Consider the following 24,553-nt stretch of genomic DNA (forward strand, 5'->3'; position numbering starts at 1 on the left):
TGCATCCACACCGCCCCATGTGACTGTTTGGCCACCCGACCCGTTTCAATGGTCAGCGGACGACCATTGAAACGGGTCGGGTGGCCAAACAGTCACATGGGGCGGTGTGGATGCAGTACGGTGAAACCATTGTGCTGGTGGCTGCCGTTTCCGATAACAAACCTTCGGATTTTGATTTTTTTCCGCTTCAAGTCGATTATCGCGAAAAGATGTATGCTGGGGGGCGCATTCCCGGCAACTTTTTTAAGCGAGAAGGGGCACCTTCAACAACGGAGAAATTGCATGCGCGTTTGATTGATCATCAAATCAGGCCCCTATTCCCGGGAGCTTATGACTTTGAAACGCAGGTTTATGTCACTGTATTGTCTTTTGATGGTGAAAACGATCCTGCAGTGCTCTCGATGACAGGTGCGTCGGCTGCACTGTGCATTTCTGATATTCCGTTTGACGGTCCCATCGGCGCTGTGTGTGTTGGGCGAGTCGATGGAGAATTTGTGGTCAACCCCACACTTACCCAACTCGAAGAAAGCGATGTCCACCTGATGGTTTCGGGCAATCGCGAGTCCATTATTTCAGTTGAAGGCGATTTTCACGAAGTAGCTGACGGTGATGTCGTAGAAGCACTGCGCGTCGCCCATCAAGGCATTGTACAACTGATTGAATTACAGGATGATCTGGTTGCGCGCGTTGGGAAAGCCAAGCGGTCTTACGACGAGCCTGAAGAAAACGAAACGCTTGTCACTGCTGTTGCCGAACGCGCTTCAGAGCAGATTCACGCAGCCAATCGCATGCCGGATAAGTTGGCGCGTGCAGAGACGTTATTCGCGATTCGCGCCGAGGTGCGAGAAGCACTCGCCGAAGACTTTGAAGACGATGAAATTGGCGGCGAGATAGATCGATTGATCAAAAAGGATATGCGCGCGATGATCCTTGCGGAAAATCAGCGCATTGATGGACGCGACCTCAACCAGGTACGGCCCATTGACATCGATCTGAGTGTATTGCCTCGCGCACATGGGTCCGCTATTTTTACGCGCGGGCAGACGCAGGCTTTGTGCATTGCGACGCTCGGGAGCAAGATGGACACCCGAATGGTAGATGATCTCGAAGGCAAATCGTTTAAGAGCTTTATGCTCGATTACAACTTTCCCAACTACAGTGTAGGTGAAACGGGGCGGATCGCAGCGCCCGGCCGTCGTGAAGTCGGTCACGGTGCTTTGGCCGAAAAGGCACTTGAGCCTGTTGTGCCCAGTGAAGAGCATTTTCCATATACGATCCGGCTGGTTTCCGAGATTTTAGAATCCAACAGTTCTTCTTCAATGGCCACGGTGTGTGGCGGTTCTCTCGCTTTGATGGATGCGGGCGTGCCCATTAAAAGCCATGTTGCCGGGGCTGGTGTAGGGCTGGTCATGGAAGGGGATCAGTGGGCGGTTCTCACAGATATTTTAGGCGAAGAAGATCATTTGGGCGATATGGACCTCAAAATAGCGGGAACGCGATCGGGTCTGACTGCGATCCAGATGGATATTAAGATCGGCGGTATAAGTTTTGAGATTCTCAATACGGCATTTGCTCGCGCCCGAGACGCATTAAATCATATTCTCGATCTTATGGAAGAAGCTATTTCTGCGCCGAGAACGAGCTTGTCGGAATACGCGCCGCGCATTTTGTCTATCCGGATTGATCCCGCAAAAATCGGTGCGGTTATTGGTCCGGGCGGGAAGACCATTCGCAGTATTGAAGAGACAGGCGCGACGGTTTCAGTTGAGGATGATGGACTGGTTACGGTCACCTCTTTAGATGCGCAAGCCGGTGAAACCGCAATGGGTATGGTTGAAGCTCTCGTCGAAGAGCCAGAGGTTGGGCGAATCTATGATGGCACAGTGCGCCGGATCACGGACTTTGGCGCCTTTGTCGAAATATTGCCGGGTAAGGATGGGCTTTGCCATATTTCCGAGCTTGAACATCACCGGGTGCGCAAGGTAAACGACGTACTCAGTGAAGGCGAAAAAGTTCAGGTCAAAGTGATCGCTATCGACGATCAGGGCAAAATTCGACTGAGCCGCAAAGTACTTATCGATAAACCCAATGGTGATTCAAATCAGCAGGGTAGGCAACGCGCGCCCCGAAGATCGTGAGATTTGCATACACGCGAAAAAAAACACAAGGCGATCGGTGGGCAAGCAAGTGATACCCGGTCGTCTTTCGTTTTTTACTCTCAGGGAAATATATATGCCAGATATCATCAGGATAAACGACGTAAGTGCATGGGAAGATAAAGAAGTTGTGATCGAGGGATGGCTGTACAACAAACGATCAAGTGGAAAATTGCACTTTCTTCAGATCAGAGATGGCTCTGGTACGATTCAGTGTGTGGTCTTTCAGGGCGATGTACCGCCAGACGTCTTTGAACAGGCTTCAGACCTGGGGCAAGAGTCGTCCCTGCGCGTGACGGGTGTGGTTCGGGCCGATGCGCGTTCACCCATCGGCTTTGAAATTGGCGTCAGCGATATCGAAATTGTGCATCGCGCAGAGGATTATCCGATTACGCCCAAAGAACACGGTACGGCATTTTTGATGGATCATCGCCATTTGTGGCTGCGCTCATCGCGCCAGTACGCCATTTTAAGCGTGCGTGCCGAAATTGTCAAAGCCTGCCGCGATTATTACGACAATAATGGTTTCACACTTATTGACGCGCCCATTTTTACACCGTCGTCCTGCGAAGGTACCAGCACGCTTTTTGAAACCGATTATTTCGATGAGAAAGCATATCTGACACAGAGTGGTCAGCTATATATGGAAGCAGCAGCTATGGCTTTTGGAAAGGTGTACTGTTTTGGCCCGACCTTTCGCGCTGAGAAATCCAAGACGCGGCGTCATTTGACTGAATTCTGGATGGTCGAGCCAGAAGTGGCCTATATGGACCTATCGGGTAATATGGATCTGGCTGAAGACTTTATCTGTTGTGTTGTTCAGCGCGTGATAGAAACCTGTCGGTCTGAACTTGTGACCTTGCAACGCGATCTCGCGCCCCTACAACGGGTGCAAAAACCATTTCCCAGGATATCTTATTCGGATGCACATGAGTTGCTAAAAGACGCGGGTCGCAATCACACCTGGGGGGAGGATTTTGGTGCTGAGGATGAAACCGTGTTGGCCAATGCACACGATCGCCCCGTGATTGTGCATCGGTATCCGGCAGCTTGCAAAGCTTTTTATATGAAGGGGGATCCGGAAGATTCTCAACTGGCATTGTGTATGGATGTGTTGGCTCCCGAAGGATATGGAGAAATCGTCGGTGGGGGACAGCGCGAGGACGATCTGGAGGTCTTACGGCAGAAGCTCGCCGAACACGGTCTTGACGAGGCGCCGTTCCAGTGGTACCTGGACCTCAGGCACTATGGATCGGTGCCACATTCCGGTTTTGGATTGGGTATTGAGCGTACAGTCGCGTGGATATGCGGATTATCCCATGTCCGCGAGACGATTCCATTTCCTCGGCTTTTGCAAAGATTATATCCTTAGGAGTTGTATTTCAATGGCTTACGAGTTTGCTACACTTGAAAAAAAATGGCGTCAACGCTGGGAAGATACGGGTTTGTACCGCAGTGAAATCGATTCCAGCCGCCCCAAGCACTATGCTTTGACTATGTTGCCTTATACTTCGGGCGACCTCCACATTGGTCACTGGTATGCGATTGCTCCCTCTGATGTTCGGGCGCGATATATGCGGATGAAGGGGCATAATGTACTGTTTCCAATCGGTTTTGATGCTTTTGGATTGCCCGCTGAAAACGCTGCAATCCAACGGGGTATTCACCCGGCCAAATGGACGCTGGACAATGTGGAGCGCATGCGCGGACAATTGAAAACAATGGGTGCAATGTTTGATTGGACGCGCGAAGCGATCACCTGTTTGCCCGAATATTATAGATGGACGCAGTGGTTATTCCTCAAATTTTACGCCAATGATCTGGCTTATCGAGAAAAAGCTCCCGTTGATTGGTGTCCACAGTGCAATACGACCCTGGCTAGAGAACAGGTTTGGGGGGAGGATCGACACTGCGAGCGGTGTGACACACCCGTGATTAAAAAGGACCTGGACCAATGGCTATTTCGGATTACCCGATATGCTGAGGAGTTACTCGATTTTTCAGAAATTGTATGGCCTGACCGCGTGCAGACCATGCAGGAGAATTGGATTGGAAGGAGTGAGGGCGTTGAATTTGAAATGCGCGTCAAAAATTCAGCGTCATCGTTTCGCGCGTTCACAACGCGCCCAGATACCATTTTGGGCATGTCTTTTGCGGTTTTAGCCCCCGAACATCCACTGGTCGATGAGATAACATCGCCTGAGCAACGGGAAGTTGTTAAAGCATATTGTGCAAAAGCCAGCCGTCAGTCGGAGATCGAGCGGCTTTCTGCGGATAAAGAACAGGATGGGGTTTTCACCGGTGCTTATGCGATTAATCCCATGAACAATGCCGATGTACCCATTTACATCGCCGACTATGTGTTGCTCCAATATGGTACAGGAGCCATTATGGCTGTGCCTGCACACGATGAACGCGATTTCGATTTTGCCAAAAAGTATGGGTTGTCCATTCCCGTTGTGATTGCCGCAGATGATTGGGATGGCGAAGCACTCACCCAGCCATATACTGGTGAGGGACGTATGGTAAACTCGGGGCAATTCGATGGTTTGTCCTCGCAAGATGGAAAAGATGCCGTGGCTGATGACCTCGAATCCCGAGGCATTGGCGAGCGAAAAGTCAATTATCGCCTTCACGATTGGCTGATTTCTCGCCAGCGTTATTGGGGGTGTCCGATACCGATTATTTACTGTGATACATGTGGCATTATTCCCGTGCCAGAACATGATTTACCCGTAATGCTACCCGATGATGCAGAATTTTTGCCGACGGGTGAATCTCCTCTAAAATATCACGCAGGTTTTCTACACACGACCTGTCCAAAATGTGGTGCTTCAGCGCAGCGCGAGACGGATACTATGGACACGTTTATGTGTTCTTCGTGGTATCAATATCGATATTTAAGCCCACATTATGATGCCGGGCCTTTTGAACCTCATGAAGGTGAATACTGGTTGCCTGTTGATCAATATACAGGGGGTATAGAACACGCGACCATGCATCTGCTCTACACGCGTTTTTTCACCAAAGCCATGCGCGATATGGACCTCGCCAGTGATGATGAACCGATGACGCGCTTGTTTAATCAGGGCATTATTCTGGGTGAAGATCGAGAAAGAATGAGCAAGTCGAGGGGTAATGTTGTCAATCCCGATGATTTGATTGTGGAGTATGGAACAGATTGCATTCGGGCTTATGTGATGTTTCTGGGGCGGTGGGAACAGGGAGGTCCCTGGAATTCATCGAGCCTGGAAGGCATTCCGAGATTCTTAAACCGGGTGTGGCGTCTCGTTGTTGAAAATGGCATCTCGGCAAAGGGCGACCCCACGCAAGAATCCCAGGATAATTTGCGGCGCTTAACCCATCAGACCATCCGCAAGGTGTCTGAAGATTTTGAAACCTTTGGGTTTAATACAGCACTTGCTGCGCTCATGACGTTTAGCAATGGTTTGTCGGCGGTCCAAAATACGCCTGTTGTGCATACGGAAGCGTGGAAAGAAGCCATTGAAACGCTTGTCTTGCTCCTGGCGCCTATAACGCCGCATCTCTCCGAAGAGCTTTGGTCGCACATTGGGGGAGAGTACAGCGTTCATCAACAGAATTGGCCCGAATGGGACGAAAATCTCGCTCGACCAGCAACGATTGAGATGCCGGTGCAGGTCAATGGCAAAGTCCGTGCGCGCATGGAAGTTGAGGTTGATGCAGGGCAGGAGGAGATTGAAAGTATAGCTCTGGAACAGCCGAATGTACAAGTGCATGTCCAGGATCAAACGCCCAAAAAGATAATCGTCATTCCCAATCGGCTGGTCAATATTGTGGTCTAACTGGCGTTAGACAATTAATGTATTAAAAAAGAGACGGGTAAAAACTCGTCTCTTTTTTGATATTTATTTTTTATAGAGTTACCGCTTAAAAAATGGCCTGGGAACAATTCGCGCTTTGAGGGTGCGATTTCGGATTGCAATGGCGAGTTCTGTTCCAATTTCCGAATGGTTGGGTGGAACATAACCCATTGCGATATTCTTTTTTAGATAGGGTGCGGCTGTACCACTGGTGACTTTGCCAATTGCATTTCCCGAATGATCCAGGATTTCGTAACCGTGGCGGGGGATGCCGCGGTCGATCATTTCAAGCATGACAAGTGTTTTTGTGAGGCCATCAGCGCGCTGTTGCTCAAGGGCGTCAGAACCAGAGAATCCGCCCGCCTGTGAGACGAACCGATCCAGCCCGGCTTCCAGTGGTGTTGTTGCCTCGTCGAGTTCCTGTCCGTAGAGGGGGAGAGAGGCTTCGACGCGGAGTGTATCCCGCGCGCCCAATCCTGCAGGTGATACATCGGGTGATGCGATAAGGGCATTCCAGATTGCCGCTGCATCTTCTGTTCGCGTAAATATCTCAAAACCATTCATTCCTTCGCCAGTATATCCCGTGCGGGCAATATGAACGGGTATTCCCACAAGTTCTACTTTGCGAATGCGAAAAAAACCGATTTCAGAGAGATTCCGATTTGCGATAGGGGAGAGTACAGCCTCTGCTTTTGGTCCTTGAAGCGCGAGAAGGGCAAATTCTTCACTGCGATTGGCTACTTGAACATTGTCAAAGGATTTTGCGACTTCCTGGACATGTTTCCAGTCTTTATCGACATTTGCGGCATTTACGACGATCAGATAGGTCGTTTTGCCAAGGCGGTAAACGATGATGTCGTCAATTGCTCCGCCATTTTTGTTGAGAAATAGAGAATACTGCCCGCGCCCAATACCGATGTAGTCTATGTCATTGGCCGTTAGAAATTGGACCAGTTTTCTTGCTCCTTTGCCTTTAAATTCAAATTCTCCCATGTGCGAGACATCAAAAAGTCCGGCTTGTGAGCGCACCACTTGATGTTCCGCGACGATCCCCTCGTATTGTACCGGCATTTCCCAGCCGCCAAATGGAACCATTCGCGCGTTAATTTTGTGGTGTATTTCATTTAGTGGGGTTTTTTTTAAGTTTTCCAACTATTTTCTCCTCTTTTTGTTTTAAATTTCAGTTTTTTCTCTCCTGGTCTTTTCAGGTCCTTGTTTTTTAAATTTGTTCCACTCCTGTTTTTATCGTCACAGTTTTGATCCTATTTTTTCGTTTTTCCCCGTGTTTTTTAAAATATCCAGTTTTTTAGTTTCAGAACATTTATTTTCTGAAAATCCGTGTTAAAATGCGTCTTTCTTCAAAAAATAACAAAAATTCGCTATTTGTGCGCTATTTTTCGTTTTTTCACCCCTTGACAATATGGAAGAATAATACTAATTTAATGGAAAATTATTATAAATAAATTGGAATATAAAAGGGGAAAGAAATGGAAAATTATGGAATTATTGAGGCTGCAAAAATTCTTAAAGTTACTGATAAAACAATAAGAAATTATATTAATAGAGGTTTTTTAAATCCCGAAAAATGGAATGGGACCTGGCGTATATCCAGAAATGAAATTGAGGAATTATTTAGGAAAAAATTTGGAAAAAAAATGATGGAAAACTCGATTGATATAAGCCATAATCTGGATCAAATTCTCGTCGAAAAGTCCGATTTTGAAGCTCAACAGCAGCAATTGGGAAAATTGGCAGCGATCGAAACAGTTGAAAGGGAACTGAGGGCGGAAATTCGCAGTTTGAACGAACGAAATGCGCAATTAGAGGCGTCATCTGCCTCTGGATGGACAGAGGCGCGTGCGCTAAAAGAAGAACTCGAAAAGGTACGGGAAGAGCTAAATATGGCAAAAGAAAGGGAAAAAAAAGCAGAACAAGATGTAAATTGGCTGCGTAGGCAACAAGAAGAAGGGGAAATAACCGCTCAGAAAAGCGCTGAAACGATTCAGAAACTGCGCGAAGAGAACCAGCGGCTGTCAGATCTGTTATATCAACGGGCTCTTGGACTTGCACACGCGGATGTGGGAGACCAACACCACAAACACCAGTAAAATGAAATAATGGGTATCAACCAAGCCTTGATACAAGGATGGGCCCATTACACAGCAGTTTCAGGTTGTTTTTGCCTTAAGTTTACATAATGTATCTTATGCCGTATTTTTTGCTGTTATTTTTTTACAAGTCATAACATCTGTAAATCAGGCCAAATTGGGGCTATTTGGGAACCTCAAGACTTTTTCGGAAAAAATAAAACCCTGAGGAGCGTTTTTCTGCTTCCCAGGGTTTTATTTATGGTATTATGCCAAATTCAAAGATTTGCTCTAATCTATCTCAACACCCATCATGCCCAATTGCCCGCGTGCAAATCTTGTGACGGACGACTCATCGTATTCTTTGACGATCTTTTGATAGGCATCACTCGCTTGCTGAGGCATTTTTCCGAGTTCGTAACATCTGCCGGCTTCTTTCAGGGCTATCGGCGCAAAAGGCGATCCGGGTTGCGCTTCGGCAAAAGCTGCGAACTGTTGACCTGCTTCGGCGAATTTTCCTTCGCTTTCAAGACAGGACGCCAAACCCGACCAGGCGCCATAACCGAATGGGCCATCTGCCGGGTATTCATCCAGATATTGTTGAAAATATGTGCGGGCCTCTGCGATGCGGCCTTCTTCATAATGCAAATTGGCCAGTGCCATCAATGCTTCGCCCGCTTCGGCTTCACCTGCATAATTTTCTATTACTTCTTGTGATGAGGCAATCGCCTCTTCTACGCGCCCATCATAAAGTGCTATATAAACGTCTCCAAGAGCTATGCGAGCCGCCTCTGAGCGTTGTGTTTGTGCGCGATAAAAAAACAGGACAATCAGCACAGCGACAATGGCAATGCCAAATCCCGTGAGGATTCTGATATAATTTGCTTCAATCTGACCCCACACCCTGAGAAACCAGACCAGTATGTCTTCTTGTTGCGGTTGTGGTGACTGCATAAATGCTCTCCTCCCCTACCCTGTTATGAGATATTAAGGTGCTAAGGTATATAAATCGCGCAATTTGGGCAAGATAAACAAAAAAACCGTTCTATAAGAGCGGTTTTTTGGAGTAATCACAATAGCTTTTCGCGCTCTATCATTCGTCTCAGAGCGAGAAAAATGAACAATATACCCAGAATCGCAATGCCCGCGCGGTTTAAGACCACGCGATTTATCCACAAGCTGGCATCTAAATCTGAAGGCGGATCAAATGGCTTGAGAAAAAGGTAATACGATGTCTCTTCAAATGTCTCAGTAGAAAGCAAAATCGCAATCAAAAGCCCAACGGCGAGCATGCCCGCCGCATTGCCACTGCGACACAAGACAGAAAATAAAAATGTGGCTCCCACCATAAAAAAGGCGGGAATACAGGCATTCAATCCCCCCAGGATATAGGGAAACTCCGCAAAAAAATAGTAGGAAATTGTACTCATTGCCATCAGCGTGGCAAATAGCGCAGCACTGATTGACACAATTCTCACGGCCCACGTCGCGTAGTGGCTGATCGCCGTGCTGAACAGAATCTCGAGCGTATCCTTATCTCTTTCCCCCGACACCAGATCCATCGTCAGGTAAATCGCAAGCACCGTGCCCGGTACTTCGACCAATACATGGAGGGCTTGTTCGACTGAAAGCCCTTCACCCGGACGCCAGATTGCAATTGCGTACAAAACTGCGTAATACGCGACAATCCCGCCAAACATGAAAATCATTTTGCGGTGAAACACGATTTTCATGCTCAGGCTGTGCATTTTGCCGACAAAGAAAAGCAACTCACGCCATGTTAGCCTGTTTGTATTCATCGCCATGTCGCAAAAGATAAAGGTACGCATCTTCGAGGGTGGGCGCAACAGCACGCGCTTCTGGGATGGGATCAGTAGCGAGGAATCGAACCCGAATCCCGTCGGGCACGCGCACATGTGTAATCATATCCAGGTCGCGTTCTAGCGCTTCAAAACGCGGATCTGGCAGCAGAGCCTCCCACACCTTATCGCGCGCCAAATCGCGCATTTCAATCGGGGTTCCCGTGTAGAGCACCTTACCGTGATTCAGCACAGCCAATCGGTTACAACTGCCCGCAATATCTTCGACAATATGCGTGGAAAAAATAATGATTTTCTCCTGGCTAAATCGCGCCAGCAAATTTCTGAATCTGATCCGCTCGAGCGGATCCAATCCCGCTGTTGGCTCATCTACCACAATAATCTGCGGCAAGTGCAACAGGGTTTGTGCAATGCCCACGCGCTGTTTCATACCGCCGGAGAACGAACCAATCAGATCGTCTCGTCTATCCCACAGATTGACCTGTTCCAGACATTCCTGAACGCGCTTGCGTCGCGCCGCCCCATCCTTAAATCCCTCTAAAAGCGCGCGATACTCCAGATAATTATACGCAGACATATGCAGATACAGGCCAAAGTGCTGGGGTAAATATCCAATCACCCCCTGCATATTCCGATGTGTAAGTGGTATTTTGCCATTGGCGAGTACCGACCCGTAATTTGACGACAAAACCCGACACACAATCCGCATCAGCGTGGTCTTGCCCGCGCCATTGGGTCCCAAAAGCCCAAACATCCCGCGCGGAATATCGAGACTCACACCTCCGAGAGCCTGAAATTGTGGGCGCGGAACACCAATCAGGGGAACGGCTGCCGCCCCGCGGTACACGATACCTTTCACCGGGCCTAAACGTCCCGGTATATGTTCGGGATTGATGCGACCTCGTGCAACGCGGTTTGCCAAAAATCCGATGATGCGATAGAGTAAGTAAATCGCAGTAGTGGCGATGGTCAAAGATATAAGTTCCAAACGCCAGTGGATAAAGGCGATAAAGACCAGCGGCAAAATCAATCGGGCGATTTGTGATATCCATCTGTTCTCAATCTGAAAATCGCGCAAAGCTGCCGCGCATAGCACGAGGTGATGTATGAGGCCCCATATAGCAAGCCCTGTCAAAAATATCCAGGATCCCTGTTCAAAATAGGTTTCCAGATAAATCAAAAGTGCCAGAAGTGGTAACTTCCACCACAAACTGTCCTTAATCGCCTTTTTATCTATCAATACCTGCCCGCGCTCTAAAAGGCGCTGATGACGCCGCTTAAAGCGATCCCATTCGTGCTTAAATCGCCCCGGCGCGCCATAAATTTTGGTCAGATTGCGAATTTCGAGATGTTCAATATTGCCGATCTCGGCAAGAGAAGCCATACGCGCGCGATAAATGCGTTGCACGATCCAGATCACACCCATACACAACATCCACGCTGGCAATGCCAAAAGACAGGTCCAGAACAAACTCTGGTAATAATCGTCAACCCAATACGTCAATCCCGCGGCTGCCGTTGTTCCCAATACGATCCCGAACCAGCCAATATCTGCCAGCCAGGCTTTGGTCTGATCAATTCCCATGTACACCACGGGAATAAATACGAGAGTGGAAACTGTTGAGACCGCCAGCCCTCCTATTACCACAATCGCAAAGGGTGGCCAAATTTCGTAATCGCCGCCAAATATAAGTGCCAGAGGCAACATGCCCAAAATGGTGGTTGCCGAAGTCATTAAAACAGGACGCACGCGCGACCGGCTCGCCGTGAGTACCGCGCGTTCTCGCCTGAACCTGCGGCGGCGAAGGGTTTCAATCGCATCGATCAGCACGATCCCATTGTTGACGGCAATACCACTCAAAACAATAAGCCCCAACAGTGCCATTGGCGCTTCTTGCGAGGTCAATCCCGTCCCCGATAAGATCAGTGCCCAGCACGATCCAATAATTGCTGCGGGCCACGTACACAAAATAATCAAAGGCGCGGAAAGCGATTCAAACAAAGAGGCCAAAATCATATAAATCAACACCGCGGCAATGCCCATCATCCAGTAATAAATCGTCTCTTCCTCTGCCTCGATCATTTCGATGCTATACCCTTCGGGCAGCACCATTTCGGAAACTACATCTTGCACATAAGCGCGAGAGGATTCCAGCAGAGGTTGAGATTGCAAAATTTCTTCGGCGAAATTATAGGATACAATTACGCGCCGCGATTGATCGGTGCGCAAAATCATGCTCCTGCCCTGATCTCGGCGCACATGCGAAACTTCCACAAGGGGAATGTACGTCCCCCCTGCGCCCAGTATCGGCGTTTGTCTCAAACCCGCAATCCCTTCTCCTTCTTCTTCGGGATCTTCGACATTGCGAACATCAATCGGGATTTCAGTGCCTTCGGGTGTGAGAAATGAAATATTGGATCGCGCGCCGCGCGGATTGGCGTCGGATACGGCATTGAGCACCTGGCGCACCTGCAATCGCCGGTCAAACATTACTTCCTCATCGGGCAACACATGCACTTCGGATGCGCCGCGTTCTGCATCGGCTCTTACGCTATTCGGATCGATTTCCTCCAGTTCTTCGAGGCGATAGACCAGATCGTCTGCAAGCATTTGAAGCACCGTAAAATCATAGCCGCGAATCACAGCCATTTCCGAAGGTGCGCCCCCTTCCAGATTGAATCCACCCGAGGCCTGACGGGTGCCCCGAATGCCGCCTCCCCCGCCTCCCCCTCGGCCCCCACCACCTCCCCTGCCTGTGCGCGCGATGGCCTCATAACTCACAATCGCATTTTGGACATCTTCGAATGACTCTTCGAGATTTTCCTTGATGAGATCGACAGAAATCTGATCGGGGCGTTCGGATAAGGGCAAAAGCTCTACATTTATACTCGCCTGGGTTTCGCTGATACTGGTCGTAAAGCGATCCACACCTTTGAGATCTCGCACAGCACTTTCAATTTCGCCAACAACAGCATCGAGGGCTTCGATGGTCGTGCCTTCGGGCATGTTGATATAGACGGTAAAACGGCTTTCTTCGCGACGGATATCTTGTTGCAGCATAAAGAATAAAGAAATGATCAACGTGATGACAAGCGCGCCGACAATACCCAGCGATACGCTGATTCTGTGCCGCAAGCCCGCTTTGAGGCACACCGTGTACATCTCGATCAACACGCCTGTTCCCGTTGGCGGTCGCGATGCGAGGGAAAGGGTTTTTGATGCCAGAGCGGGCACGAGTGTAAGGGCTACGAGCAGAGAGGCAAGCAGAGGAAAGGCGATGGACAGCGCGAATTCTCTCAAGATATCCTGGAAGTCGCTTTGAATAAAAACTACGGGTATAAAAATAGTAATCGTAGTCGCGGTTGCCGCAACAACAGCGCGTGCGACCTCATCGGTTCCTGCTTTTGCGGCTTCTTTGGGGGATTTGCCCTGTTCAAAATGCTTAAAAATATTTTCCATGACCACAATGCCATTGTCCATCAACATGCCAACTGCAAGCGCGAGGCCGCACATCGAGAGCACGTTCAAACTGAGATCCCACATATACATCAGATTAAATGTGAGCAGTAAAGAACACGGAATGGCGAGGAGCAAAACAGCGACAAAGCGCAGATTTCTCAAAAATAAGAACAAAACAAAAAGCCCGAGCAATCCCCCGACAACAGCGGCCCGTTTGAGGAAATTGAGGGCTTCGTTCATAATTTCTGCCAGATTCTGGCTGATCACGAGTTGGATATTTTCATAGGCGAGATCGCCGTTGACGCGTTCGATGGTGTCTTCGAGTTCTCCTGCAAGTTCGATCAGATTGGCTTCATCGTCTTTTTGAATGCGAATGCCAACGGCGGCTTTGCCATTGATGCGTTGCAGGTCTGTACGCTCCTGAAGGCCGTAGCGAATTTTGGCAATGTCGCCAAGGTGCAGGGGCAATTCCGGTTTGATGACGACCCTGCGAATTTGCACGAGGTCTGTAAATTGGCCCTGAATGCTGACGGCATAAGCCTGGTCGCCATCATATACTTTGCCGAGATACTGCCGCCGCGTATTAAAAGCATTGATGCGATTGCGAACATCGGACATCGAAAGCTGGTGCGCTTGCAACATCAATGGATCGACAATAATTTCAATAGCTGTCCTTTGCCCGCCCAGGACCTGCGCGTTGACAACGCCATCGACCGCTTCCAATTCCGGTCTGATTTTCTCCTCGGCAAATTCGCGCAACCAGTTTATATCGCCTTCGCCCAACACGTGGATTTGCATCACCGATGCACTCAGATCAGAGGAATCAAAGCGCTGTATGTTGACCCGCGTTCTTTCGGGCAAAAGCGGTTGCAAGCGCGTGATACGGCTCTCGAGCTGCAGCAGGGCGAATTTCATATCCGTATTGGGAGCGTAGGAAATGCGTACCCCGCCACTGTTCTGGCGCGAAAAGGACTCATAAGCTTCAATACCTTCGAGTTTGCCCACCTCTCTTTCGACGGGCATGACCAGATCCCGCTCGACCTGTTCGGGCGAGTAGCCCTGCTGAGTAAGCGCGACAAAGACTTCTGGACGAACGAGTTCGGGAAATATCTGAACGGGCAACCGATCCAGTGAAATCGCGCCTAAAATAGCCAGACCTATAAAAAACATGGCTGTGGTCACGGGCCGCCGAACGGCAATACCAGCAAGTGTCACGCGGATTTCCCCCGAAGTCGGTCAATCAGTTCATACATGGTGGGTATCACGAGTAAGGTCATCAATGTCGATGTCACCAGGCCGGCAATGACGGCTATAGCCATAGGCGCGCGCAATTTTGCCCCCTCGCCAAAACCGAGTGCCATGGGCAGCAGGGCGAGAATAGTCGTTGCACTCGTCATCATAATGGGGCGCAAGCGGTCTTGACCGCCCTGTAGGATCGCTTCTCGCAACGTCAAGCCAGCTTGCCTGAGCTGGTTGATGCGATCCACGAGAATGATCGCATCGTTGACCGCAATACCACCCAGCATAATGATGCCAATATAGGCCATCACACTGAGCGGTTCGCCCAAAAGATAGAATCCAAATATCACACCGACGCCGGCTAATGGAACGGAAAACATTACTGTGAATGGATGGAGCGTGGATTCAAATAGCGATGCCATAACCATATAGACCAGCACAATCGAAAGCAGGAGTGCGAATTTGAGACTTTCAAATGACGCCGCGCGCTCGCGCTCTTCTCCGCCAATTTCAATGCGATATCCCGACGGCACAACCATTTCCTGCATGGTGGCGCGTACGTCGGCAACGGCTTCACTTAAAATGCGCCCTTCTGTGAGATACCCCGTAATGCGCCCTACGCGACGCTGATTTTCTCTCAAAATTTCGCGGGGACCTTCAATAATATTGAGTTCAGCAATATCCCCCAAGGTCAGGATCGCGCCGTCTGATCCCTCGATTTGCATGGTGTGGAGTTCGCGAAGATCGACATCTCGATATTTTACCCGGATATCCCTCGTGCGCTGGTCTTTTGACAGTTCGCCGGCAACTTCACCGGATAGTTGTCTTTCCAATGTGCGGCTGATGGTCTGGGTGGTCAATCCGAATGCCGCCGCTACCTCATCGCGAATCGCCAGATCGACCTCTGGCTGCCCACCCTGAAAACTCGTGCGCACATTATACACCGAGGGCAAGTCCTCGATCCTCGCCTGAAGTTCTTTGGTGATACGCGCCAAAATATCGAGATTTTCCCCGGACACTTCGACCTGAATGGGCGCTTCTTGTCCTCCCATCACGCCTTCAAGCGCGGTTTCGTGCAGCTTGTATTTCACTTCGATATCGGGCATGGCGCTCAAAATGGGATCCAGGTCGCGCACCAATTCGCTGACGCTGCGCGACCGCTGTGTGTGCAACGCCACCGATAGAGTCGCGCGATTGGGACCCGTTGGTTCGCCTCCGGTCGATATCCGAGCGGGGTTGAGGCCGGTCAGCGCGTACACATGCGCCACATCGGTCCCGCCAACGCTTTCGACAATCTCTTTGACGTGCAGGGCGACCTGATCGCTCAGTTCCACACGCGAGCCTTCGGACAATGTGAGGTCAATTTGAAACAGCCCCTGATCTTCGCGTGGGATAAATTCAGTCTGCAACTCGCGGGCTATATACCCGGTTCCGCCCAGAATGAGCAGCACGACGACGAGCATGATGGGTTTGTGGTTCAAAATACCATTGAGAAACCGATAGTATTTGTCTGACCGAACAGTCGTTTTGTGCGTCGTATTCATCCGCCTAAAGATGCGCGACGTCAGCATTGGAATCGTCGTCATTGCCACAACCAGAGAAGACAGCAGCGAAAATGCAACGGTCCAGGCCTGATCCACAAAGAGTTTGCCCGCCAGCCCCTGCAAATAGACAATGGGCAAAAAAACAGCCACTGTCGTCAGCGTTGAAGCGAGAATTGCCACGCCGACTTCAGAGGCACCGCGGCTCGATGCTGTGCGCGCATCCTCGCCGCTTTCCAGATGCCGGTATATATTTTCTATGACCACAATGGCATTGTCAACAAGCATGCCCGCGCCCAGAGCCAACCCACCCAGTGTCATAATATTCAGGGTCAACCCCTCAAAGTACATAAGCGTGAATGTCGCCAATACGGAAATGGGGATTGCCAACCCGATCACCAGCGTCACCGTCCAGCTCCGCAACGCGATCAAAAGCACGAGAATCGCCAAAAATGCCCCGTGAATGGCAGATGTTTCGACTTCGCCTATGGCATCTTCGACAAATCGCGCCTGGTTTTCGACGGTTGTGAAGTGCATGCCGCTCAGGTCTGCTTCGATATCGTCTATCGCATCCAATACCGTATTGACCACGGCGACTGTATTGCTACCGGCTTCTTTGTAAATAGCGAGGCCAACGCATTCCCGGCCGTCGAGGCGCACAATGGTTTCTCGCTCTTGATATTCCAGATCTACCGTGCCCACGTTGCGCACGCGTACCGGCACGCGTGCGCCAGAAACTGTGCCCCCTCCCCCGCGCCTTTCTCCCACGATGACTTCCCGCACATCGTTTATGTCATCTAAGCGACCGAGGGCTTTGACCAGATACGACTGCTGATTTTCTCTGAGCGTACCTCCGGATACATCGGCATTTGCCTGTGCGATGCGATTGATGACCGCATCGGATGAAAGCCCAAACGCTTCGAGCAAATAGGGGTCGAGTGTAACGCGCACTTCCTTTTCCGCTCCCCCTTCCACCTCGGCAGACGCCACGCCGTCGAGGGCTTCCAATTTGGGTTTGATCAACAATTCTACCGTACCCATCAATGCGTCGAGTTCCGTGTTTTCGTCTGCTGTAATCGCAATGCGCATCACCGCAAGCGAGAGCGGATCTTCGCGCGTCACATCCAGCTGTGATACATCTTCATTGACCGCATAGCGCCCCACTCTTTTTTGCACGTCGAGCAACCCGTAATCCATGTCCGCATCCCAGGCAAATTCTGCAATGACCACGGCCTGTCCTGAACGGGTAATCGAATAGACGCGCTTGACGCCGTTAATCGTGCTCACATCGCGTTCGAGGCGACGCGTATAGCTTTCTTCAATCTCGACAGGCGATTTGCCCGGTGCCGTCAGGTCTATGGTGACGACAGGCGTCTGCAAATCGGGCAAGAGATCGGTTCCCAGCCCATCTAACGATATCCAGCCGAGCAGTACCACAGCGAGGGTCGCCATGGCAATTGTCACGGGATATCGCGTTGAAAATTCCGGCAAGCTCATCGGCTATCTCCCGTGACCCGCACCCGGGTGCGCGTTCTCAGTGTTTCGTAATTGCTCGTGATCAATTGGTCTCCCGGTTCAAGGCCAATCACAATTTCCACGCGATCGCGGTCTTCCAGGCCCGTTTCGACTTCGCGTTGTTGTGCGCGGCCTTCTTCTTCGACAAAAACGACCTTCTGATTTCTCCGCCGCAAAACGAGGTTGCGCGCAATAAGTACGACATTTTGCCGCGATTCCGTGACGATTTCCGCTTTGACAAACATGCCCGCCCGCAACAACAAGTCGGGATTATCGACCATCCCGACGACCTGAACCGTGCGCGTGACCGGATCAATGGCGGGATCCATCTCGACTATTTCGCCCTCAAAAACTTTTTCGGGCAAAGCGTAGTTACTCACGCGAATGCCCTGACCCAATTTCACGTTAATAATCTGGGCATTGGGAATTTTCAGATCCACAAATACCTGTGAATAATCCATAATTTTTGCGATTGCGGTATTCGGAGTCACCAGCGTTCCCTGTGTAATATCCGCGAGTTCCGACAGCACGCCCTGAATAGGGGCTAAAAGCCTGGTTTTATCGATCTTGATAAGGGCGTCCTGATAATTGGCTTCTGCATCGGCCCAGGCTCTACGCGCACTTTCGACATCCATTTCCGTTGCCAGTTGCCTGCTAAACAGGGTTTCCTGCTCTTTTAGCGTTCGCTTGGCCGTTTCAACCGCCAGTTTGCGCGCTTCCACCCGTGCGCCAACAACCCATTCGTCGCTGTCGAGCCTGGCTATGGTTTGACCTCTTCTAACCTCTGAACCCTTGGCGAGCAAGCGATTATTACTCCCTTTGCTCCAGTACAGACTTCCCCGAATCTCCGTTGTAATCTGGGCTTCACGCACTGGTCTGAGGGTTCCGGTCGCCGTCACAATGGATTCAATAGTTCCCGTCTCCACGGATTGAACAGTAACGGGAACCGTTAGATCAACTGTGCGCTGTTCCGCCTGTTGATCACAGGCGACCAGCCCACAAAGGACAATTACCAACAATAATTTTGGGCAAAAATCAAACTTCACGTCCATCCTCCCTTAAATTAAAATCCCAATAATCCGCCACCACCTCTGTTACCACCGGGACCTCGCCTACCATCCCCGCCGCCTCGCCTACCATCCCCGCCACCCGGTCCACCCCGACCGCGAAACATAAAGGTGGGCATTTCATCTTCGTAGGCATCGGGGTTTTCCGGATCAAAAAAGCGCCATCGTACAGCATCGGCATAGAGACCCCCTCGCCCTTCTGCGCGGTCAGACAATTCGACTGCGGCTTCTTCGCCCTCGGCAAATTTGTATCGACCCAGATAATTCCATCCCGCTTTCATCTGGTCGCGTTCTATTTCGAGGGTATCGGCTTTGCCCCTGTGAAAAACCGTGAGTGTAAAGGTCGATGCAATTCGAATGCGCCTGGCCATTGAGGGATCGGGAAAAAAGAAGCTCACATCGTACTCGCCGTCTCTGGGGATTTGCGCTGTCCACACAGCCGGCTGTGCACCATCCCCTTGAGGCTTTCTTCGGTAATTTGTCTCAAATCGTCCAAAGGCCATTGGCAGTCCCTGTTCGCGCCAGTTGCCGCCTTTGAGTCCGGGCCGGAAGTAGCGCGTTGCGCGCCGCACGGGCATTGAAAATCCGTCGTCGTCATTATCTACAATAATCTCAACAGGACCAGATTCTTCGCCCGTCACGTCTTTGACATAAGCGACCGGAAATCCCTCTGTGACATCTTCGGGAACGCGCACGGGGGACATCAGAGGGCGCCGATTGCGCGCAAAAAAGGGTTCGACCATCACCCTGAATGGTTGCTCCCACAGAACCATCGAGACTTCAATTTCCTGTCCCCCTTCAATCTCTACGCCCTTTATGGCCTCATCGCCCCGCCCCGTAGCCGTAATTTGTACATATCCCCTGCCCGGTTCGCTATTCTTAATTCTCAGAATCAATTGATAGACCACCATCCCAAAACCATCATCCATCTTCAGCGCTTTGACTCTTGTAAGGGTATAGCCCGGGATTTCTGTACTAAAAATCCAGTCGTTGACGAGGCGTTGCAATTTTTGGCTCTCTTCACTTTCTGTGGTATCGCCCACAGCAGCGCGTTCAAAGGTCGAAAAATCGATGTCCTCGTATTTGTGATTGTGGTCTATGTCGTCTAAGACCGTGCGAAATGTTTCCTCACCCAAAAAAGATTCCATCATTTGAAAAAGTGCGGGCCCCTTGGCGTCGAGAACCTGGCGATAGAGGCCGGCTTGCTTTTCGGGATTCAACTCGGCAAACGACTTTCTCTGCATTTTCGCAATCAACGTATCCCAGGCAGCACCCGATCCCCCGCCCGACCCGAAGCGGCCACCGGGACCACCGCGACCGCCGGGACCATCGCGACCGCCACGCCCCCTATCTCCGCCACCACCGCGTCGTTGGCTCGAATAAAAAGCAGAAGTCATATCGGAACTCAGATCATTCTGGAGATACAGGGGCATGCCCTTTTTGAGAAGGGAATGATGTTCGCCTACAAACTGCTTGTCATAAGCCCAGAGTTGAACAACAGGGCTGCGAAATAACCCACCGGGTTGTCCCTGTCTGCCCGAATTTCCTTCTCTGGAAAAAAAGGTCGAAAAAACCGCGCGTACCAAAAGGTCCTTTTTAATGTCTTTGGGTTCTCGATTGCCGCGCGAGCGTTCCTGGTAGCGCTTAAAATCGCGGGTAAATTGCTGCCGCATGAACACATCTTCTTCAATCATCAACACGCCGGGTTGCGTCAACCCGCCCTTTTCTTCCCAGCCTTCGTAATACCACTGAACGTGGAAGGGAATTTCCACCAGAGAAAGACTGGGATAGGGATATTTCATGCCCGATTCCTGCTCCATTGCGTCCATGATTTGCCCAAGCGCGCGTAAAATCTCTTCTTCGGCACCTTCAAAAAATCGGACCGGACGCAGATGTGATGGATGGGCGTAAAGGGCGCATTCGACGTCGTGAATGGTCGCGCGATAAACGCGATATTCGCCCGCATTTAGCGATAGGACGGGCACGGGCTTATCAATAACCCATTGGCGCGTTACCTGTGTGCCGAGCGTGTCGGCCTCGCCTACCTGCCCCTGGGTAATGACTTCGATGCCTTGAGGATATGTTATTTGCAAATTTGCCGTTGAAAAGGAGACCGCACGCGTATCTTCATAGCCGTAATCAATGCCTGTCACGGGATACCATCGGCTACGAGGAGGCAAAAAGATGGAATTGTCGCGAATCCACGCCGTTAAAGATCCTTTATTAAATATCCCATCGCGTTTGCGCAGCTTTGGTCTGGCTTTTTCTCGTTGGAGATCAAAACCATCCGTGTTAATATCACCCGCGTATGCCAGGGTTAGATCGAGTTCTTGTTCTGATTTCAGGGGATTAGCGGGTATGACGCGGATAACACTTCCCATACGCTCCCACGCTATTGCGCCGCCATCGCCGCGCATCAGGCTCTGGATTTCAAATCCGGGATTGAGCAAAAGAATCAGCGTATCGAGCGGTGCTTCGTGGGGGTTTTTCAATCTAATCGTGCCAGAGGCAGCAAGTGGCTCCTCTCCTAAAAGTGACAGTGCCAGGTCGTAATGGGTTATTTCCGCAACGGGGATATTCGCAACGGCTTCCTGTTGCTCGAGCAACGAACTGCGATATGCTTTCCGATCTACGGCCTCTGCATCCATATAAAAGTAGAGGCCCACAGCCAGACCAAAACCGGTTAGCGCGCAGCCTCGCCCAAACCACCGCGCGACTAAAGAATGTGCAAGACGGGGATACCAATCAATTGAAAAGCCAAAAAATCCAATGCCGAGCAAGATGTAAAACAGGCGTTGTAGCCCCACTTGCGTCATATCTGCCAGACCAATCAGGTCGGAATAATACAGAGGCGTAAAAAAAGCACCAAAGTCGTAGATGCCGTCATATCGCCTGCCCAGGAATAACAGGACGGCCAGCAAATACCCGATCACAATCAGGGCAACTGCCGCTTGCCGTCGCAACACTGCACCCAGGAAAAATGTCACAGAAGACATAAAAATCAGGGCGGGCAGGTTCATGAGCACGAGATAGCTGATATAGGGTTTTATCGTAAATGGATTACCCGTCATGCTGATTTTTGCAGCCTGGATACTCAGGGTTAAAAGCAGAACCCCCAGGCTCAAAAAGATAAGCGCACTGACAATGCCCAGATACTTACCCGCAACCAGTTCCGCAGTGGAAATGGGTCGCCCGGCCACGACTTCGTAAATATGCGCCTGTTCATCCGCTGCCCTAAAATCCCCCACAATAAATGCTATGACAATGGTCTGCAAGAAACTGTACACTAAAAATGGAACATAAGAATCAATGCCCACGGGTAGTTCAGCACCATTGGCTTCTGCTATGGCAAATCCAATGCCGAGCAAAACGGGAATGCTCATGCCCAGACCGCCCAAAATGCGAAATTTTGTGGTTCTCAAGAGCATTTTGCGCTCATAACGCGCAACGCCCCATACATTGTGAAAAATAGATAACATGGTATTGATCCTTTACGCGGCGATTTCGCCTGTGGTATCGCCTCCGACAAAATAGACATAGGCATCTTCGAGATTGGGCGCGACTGCTTCGGCATCAGCGGGTGGCTCGCCATCGCCCACCATACGCAAACGCATCAGGTCGCCTTCAACATTTACTGTGACTACGCGAAACACCCGCGACAGCATTTCAAATCCAGCGTCATCGACCTGTACTTCCCACGTTTTGCCATCGGCTTTTGAAATGAGTTCTCCAGGAGAACCGCGAAAGATCAGCCGTCCGGTATCCAGGACCGCGAGATCTTCACAGGTACTCGAAATGTCGCCTACAATATGCGTGGAAATCAAAATTGCGCGATCGCTGCTCAAGCGTCCCAAAATACCCCGAAACCGTATGCGTTCTTCCGGGTCAAGCCCTACGGTGGGTTCATCGACGATGAGAAACTCTGGATCGGTCAAAATGGTCTGTGCAATGCCAAGGCGGCGCATCATGCCACCTGAAAATGTGCCCGAGCGCCGATTGCGCGCTTCGTACAATCCGACTTCGTTTAGAGCTTGCTCCACGCGATTTAGGCGCGCACTTCTATTATGCAGACCGCCTAAAACAGCCATATAATCGAGAAATTCCCAGGCCGTCAGTTGGGGATAGGTCCCAAAATGCTGGGGCAAATATCCCAGGCGCCGACGAATTTCTGTGCGGTCTTTTACGAGGTCGAACTCATCCATGGTCACGTTGCCACTTGATGCGTCCATCTGAGTCGATAAAATTTTAATCAGTGTTGTTTTACCCGCACCATTGGGGCCCAGCAGACCAAATGTCCCGTGCGGAATGGTCAATGTGACATCGTCTAAGGCGGGAACCGCGCCACGGCGATATACTTTTGTCAAGTTTGAAATACGAATAACCATCAATATGCCCCTCATTGTACTTTGCCAACGATTAGACCTGAAATTTGCAAATAGTGTTCCCATATACGGCAAAATTTAGCGGTTGGGCCAACCAGCCCAACCGCCTATAGGAGAACAGCACCCCGACACATTCTATTGCACTGCTCCTGTATAAACGACCATCCTTTCATCGCGTGCAAAGCCAATGAGGGTTATTCCCATCGCCTGTGCAAGATCTGCTGCCAATGAACTCGCTGCGGATACGGCAACCACGACAGGTATGCGCGCAACAACGGCCTTTTGTACAATTTCAAAGCTCGCCCTGCTGCTCACCGCGAGTATCTGCACCCCCTCCCCTTCTGCTACGCTGTGTGTTTCGAGCAAATGCCCCACAACCTTATCTACTGCATTGTGCCGGCCAATATCTTCAAAACAGCAATACATATCTCCCATTTCTGAAAATGCGGCAGCAGCATGAACGCCCCCTGTTTGTGCAAACACGTACTGCGATTGGCGCATCTGCTCTTGCGCGGAAAAAATCATCTCTGCCCGAATGGTGCGATTGTCGTCCATGGGCTGGCATCGCTGCATCATATCTTCTATCTGCTCGCGCCCACATACCCCACACGCCGATGAAGTCAATGTGCCCCGTCGTCCCGCTCGAATCCTTTCGGGATCGAGTATCTCACCCGGACGAGGGAGAACATCAATAACATTTCCATACTCAGGGGTCCCCGGGCGACCGCAGTGTTCCGCACGTCCGACATCGCCAATTTCACGAATAATGCCCTCGCCATACAAAAATCCCAGCGCAAGGGCGCGGTCATCCCCCGGCGTTCGCATGGTCACGGCAACGGATTCCCCGGCAACGCGAATTTCAAGTGGCTCCTCTACGACCAGCACATCATCTGCGGATTTGCCAATAGAGCTATCATACCGCATGACGCGGTGTATCACACTGGTTTCTGATTTTGCTCTCATGTATTATCCTCATTAACAATAATAAAATAAGCGACATATAGAACAAATGCAATTTTTCAATTTTGTGACACTATGAAACATTTTTGTCTTGCATCTTAGATGTTTAGGGCTATATTAGCCAATGGCTTGAGAATATATGTGAAATGGGAGGACCGTATGACAATGACAAAAAAAGACATCGCGTTAAAAATTTCCGATAGTCTGGGAATCAAAAAGCAACTCGCTTATGAGATTGTAAATACGCTTTTTAACACGATGCGCGAAAACCTGATCGATGGGGATCGAATCGAAATCAGGGGATTTGGTGTGCTGGGTATCAAGCCGACCAAACCAAAACCCGCTGCACGCAACCCCCGCACAGGCGAGATTGTTTATGTTCCTGCGCGGCGAAAGAGCTATTTCAAAGCGGGTGTTCTGATCAAGAAAGCGTTGCACGAGCCTTTGGATTCATCGGCATTGTCTAACTATCTATATTTCTGGA

Annotated in this window: 14 protein-coding genes; 5 read left to right on the forward strand and 9 right to left on the reverse strand. The window is 50.3% G+C overall.

The genetic code is table 11. From position 1 onward, the window contains the following. The first annotated feature begins 23 nt into the window (after window positions 1-23). The 3 genes from OXG87_13425 (at window position 24) to leuS (ending at window position 5,980) form a co-directional block, all read left to right on the forward strand. Window positions 24-2,138 (forward strand): polyribonucleotide nucleotidyltransferase, encoded by a 2,115-nt coding sequence (locus OXG87_13425; GenBank protein ID MCY3870555.1) that lies wholly within the window; start codon window positions 24-26, stop codon window positions 2,136-2,138. Between the two features lie 94 nt (window positions 2,139-2,232). After that, window positions 2,233-3,528 (forward strand): asparagine--tRNA ligase, encoded by a 1,296-nt coding sequence (gene asnS, locus OXG87_13430; protein ID MCY3870556.1) that lies wholly within the window; start codon window positions 2,233-2,235, stop codon window positions 3,526-3,528. 13 nt (window positions 3,529-3,541) lie between these two features. Further along, window positions 3,542-5,980, forward strand: a complete 2,439-nt coding sequence (leuS, locus tag OXG87_13435; GenBank protein MCY3870557.1) for a leucine--tRNA ligase — start codon at window positions 3,542-3,544, stop codon at window positions 5,978-5,980. A gap of 78 nt (window positions 5,981-6,058) precedes the next feature. Here leuS and gcvT read toward each other — a convergent pair whose 3' ends face one another. Continuing rightward, a complete protein-coding gene (gcvT, locus tag OXG87_13440) occupies window positions 6,059-7,150 on the reverse strand; it encodes a glycine cleavage system aminomethyltransferase GcvT (protein MCY3870558.1) in 1,092 nt (363 codons plus the stop codon). 335 nt (window positions 7,151-7,485) lie between these two features. Between gcvT and OXG87_13445 the strand changes: the two genes are divergently transcribed. Next, on the forward strand, window positions 7,486-8,106 hold the full coding sequence (locus OXG87_13445; GenBank protein ID MCY3870559.1) for a helix-turn-helix domain-containing protein: 621 nt from the start codon (window positions 7,486-7,488) through the stop codon (window positions 8,104-8,106). A 270-nt stretch (window positions 8,107-8,376) separates the two neighbouring features. Here OXG87_13445 and OXG87_13450 read toward each other — a convergent pair whose 3' ends face one another. The 8 genes from OXG87_13450 to fdhD form a co-directional block, all read right to left on the reverse strand. Next, window positions 8,377-9,039, reverse strand: a complete 663-nt coding sequence (locus tag OXG87_13450; protein MCY3870560.1) for a tetratricopeptide repeat protein — start codon at window positions 9,037-9,039, stop codon at window positions 8,377-8,379. 116 nt (window positions 9,040-9,155) lie between these two features. Then, window positions 9,156-9,884 carry a hypothetical protein gene (locus tag OXG87_13455; GenBank protein MCY3870561.1) on the reverse strand — a complete coding sequence of 243 codons (729 nt, stop codon included), beginning with the start codon at window positions 9,882-9,884 and terminating at the stop codon, window positions 9,156-9,158. After that, the gene (locus OXG87_13460; protein MCY3870562.1) at window positions 9,856-14,580 is read right to left on the reverse strand and encodes an efflux RND transporter permease subunit; all 4,725 of its coding nucleotides are present in this window, start codon (window positions 14,578-14,580) and stop codon (window positions 9,856-9,858) included. The genes OXG87_13455 and OXG87_13460 overlap by 29 nt, the downstream gene beginning before the upstream one ends. Then, window positions 14,577-17,642 carry an efflux RND transporter permease subunit gene (locus tag OXG87_13465; protein ID MCY3870563.1) on the reverse strand — a complete coding sequence of 1,022 codons (3,066 nt, stop codon included), beginning with the start codon at window positions 17,640-17,642 and terminating at the stop codon, window positions 14,577-14,579. The genes OXG87_13460 and OXG87_13465 overlap by 4 nt, the downstream gene beginning before the upstream one ends. Then, window positions 17,639-18,706 carry an efflux RND transporter periplasmic adaptor subunit gene (locus OXG87_13470; protein ID MCY3870564.1) on the reverse strand — a complete coding sequence of 356 codons (1,068 nt, stop codon included), beginning with the start codon at window positions 18,704-18,706 and terminating at the stop codon, window positions 17,639-17,641. The genes OXG87_13465 and OXG87_13470 overlap by 4 nt, the downstream gene beginning before the upstream one ends. A 17-nt stretch (window positions 18,707-18,723) precedes the next feature. After that, entirely contained in the window at window positions 18,724-22,206 is a 3,483-nt protein-coding gene (locus tag OXG87_13475) for a hypothetical protein (protein MCY3870565.1), read from the reverse strand. A gap of 12 nt (window positions 22,207-22,218) precedes the next feature. Beyond that, on the reverse strand, window positions 22,219-23,112 hold the full coding sequence (locus OXG87_13480; GenBank protein ID MCY3870566.1) for an ABC transporter ATP-binding protein: 894 nt from the start codon (window positions 23,110-23,112) through the stop codon (window positions 22,219-22,221). A 132-nt stretch (window positions 23,113-23,244) separates the two neighbouring features. Beyond that, the gene (gene fdhD / locus OXG87_13485; protein ID MCY3870567.1) at window positions 23,245-24,072 is read right to left on the reverse strand and encodes a formate dehydrogenase accessory sulfurtransferase FdhD; all 828 of its coding nucleotides are present in this window, start codon (window positions 24,070-24,072) and stop codon (window positions 23,245-23,247) included. A gap of 156 nt (window positions 24,073-24,228) precedes the next feature. Here fdhD and OXG87_13490 point away from each other — a divergent pair. After that, a partial coding sequence (locus tag OXG87_13490) for an integration host factor subunit beta (protein ID MCY3870568.1) occupies window positions 24,229-24,553 on the forward strand: 325 nt, incomplete at its 3' end.

This window comes from Gemmatimonadota bacterium, assembly GCA_026706845.1.
Taxonomy (GTDB): domain Bacteria; phylum Latescibacterota; class UBA2968; order UBA2968; family UBA2968; genus VXRD01.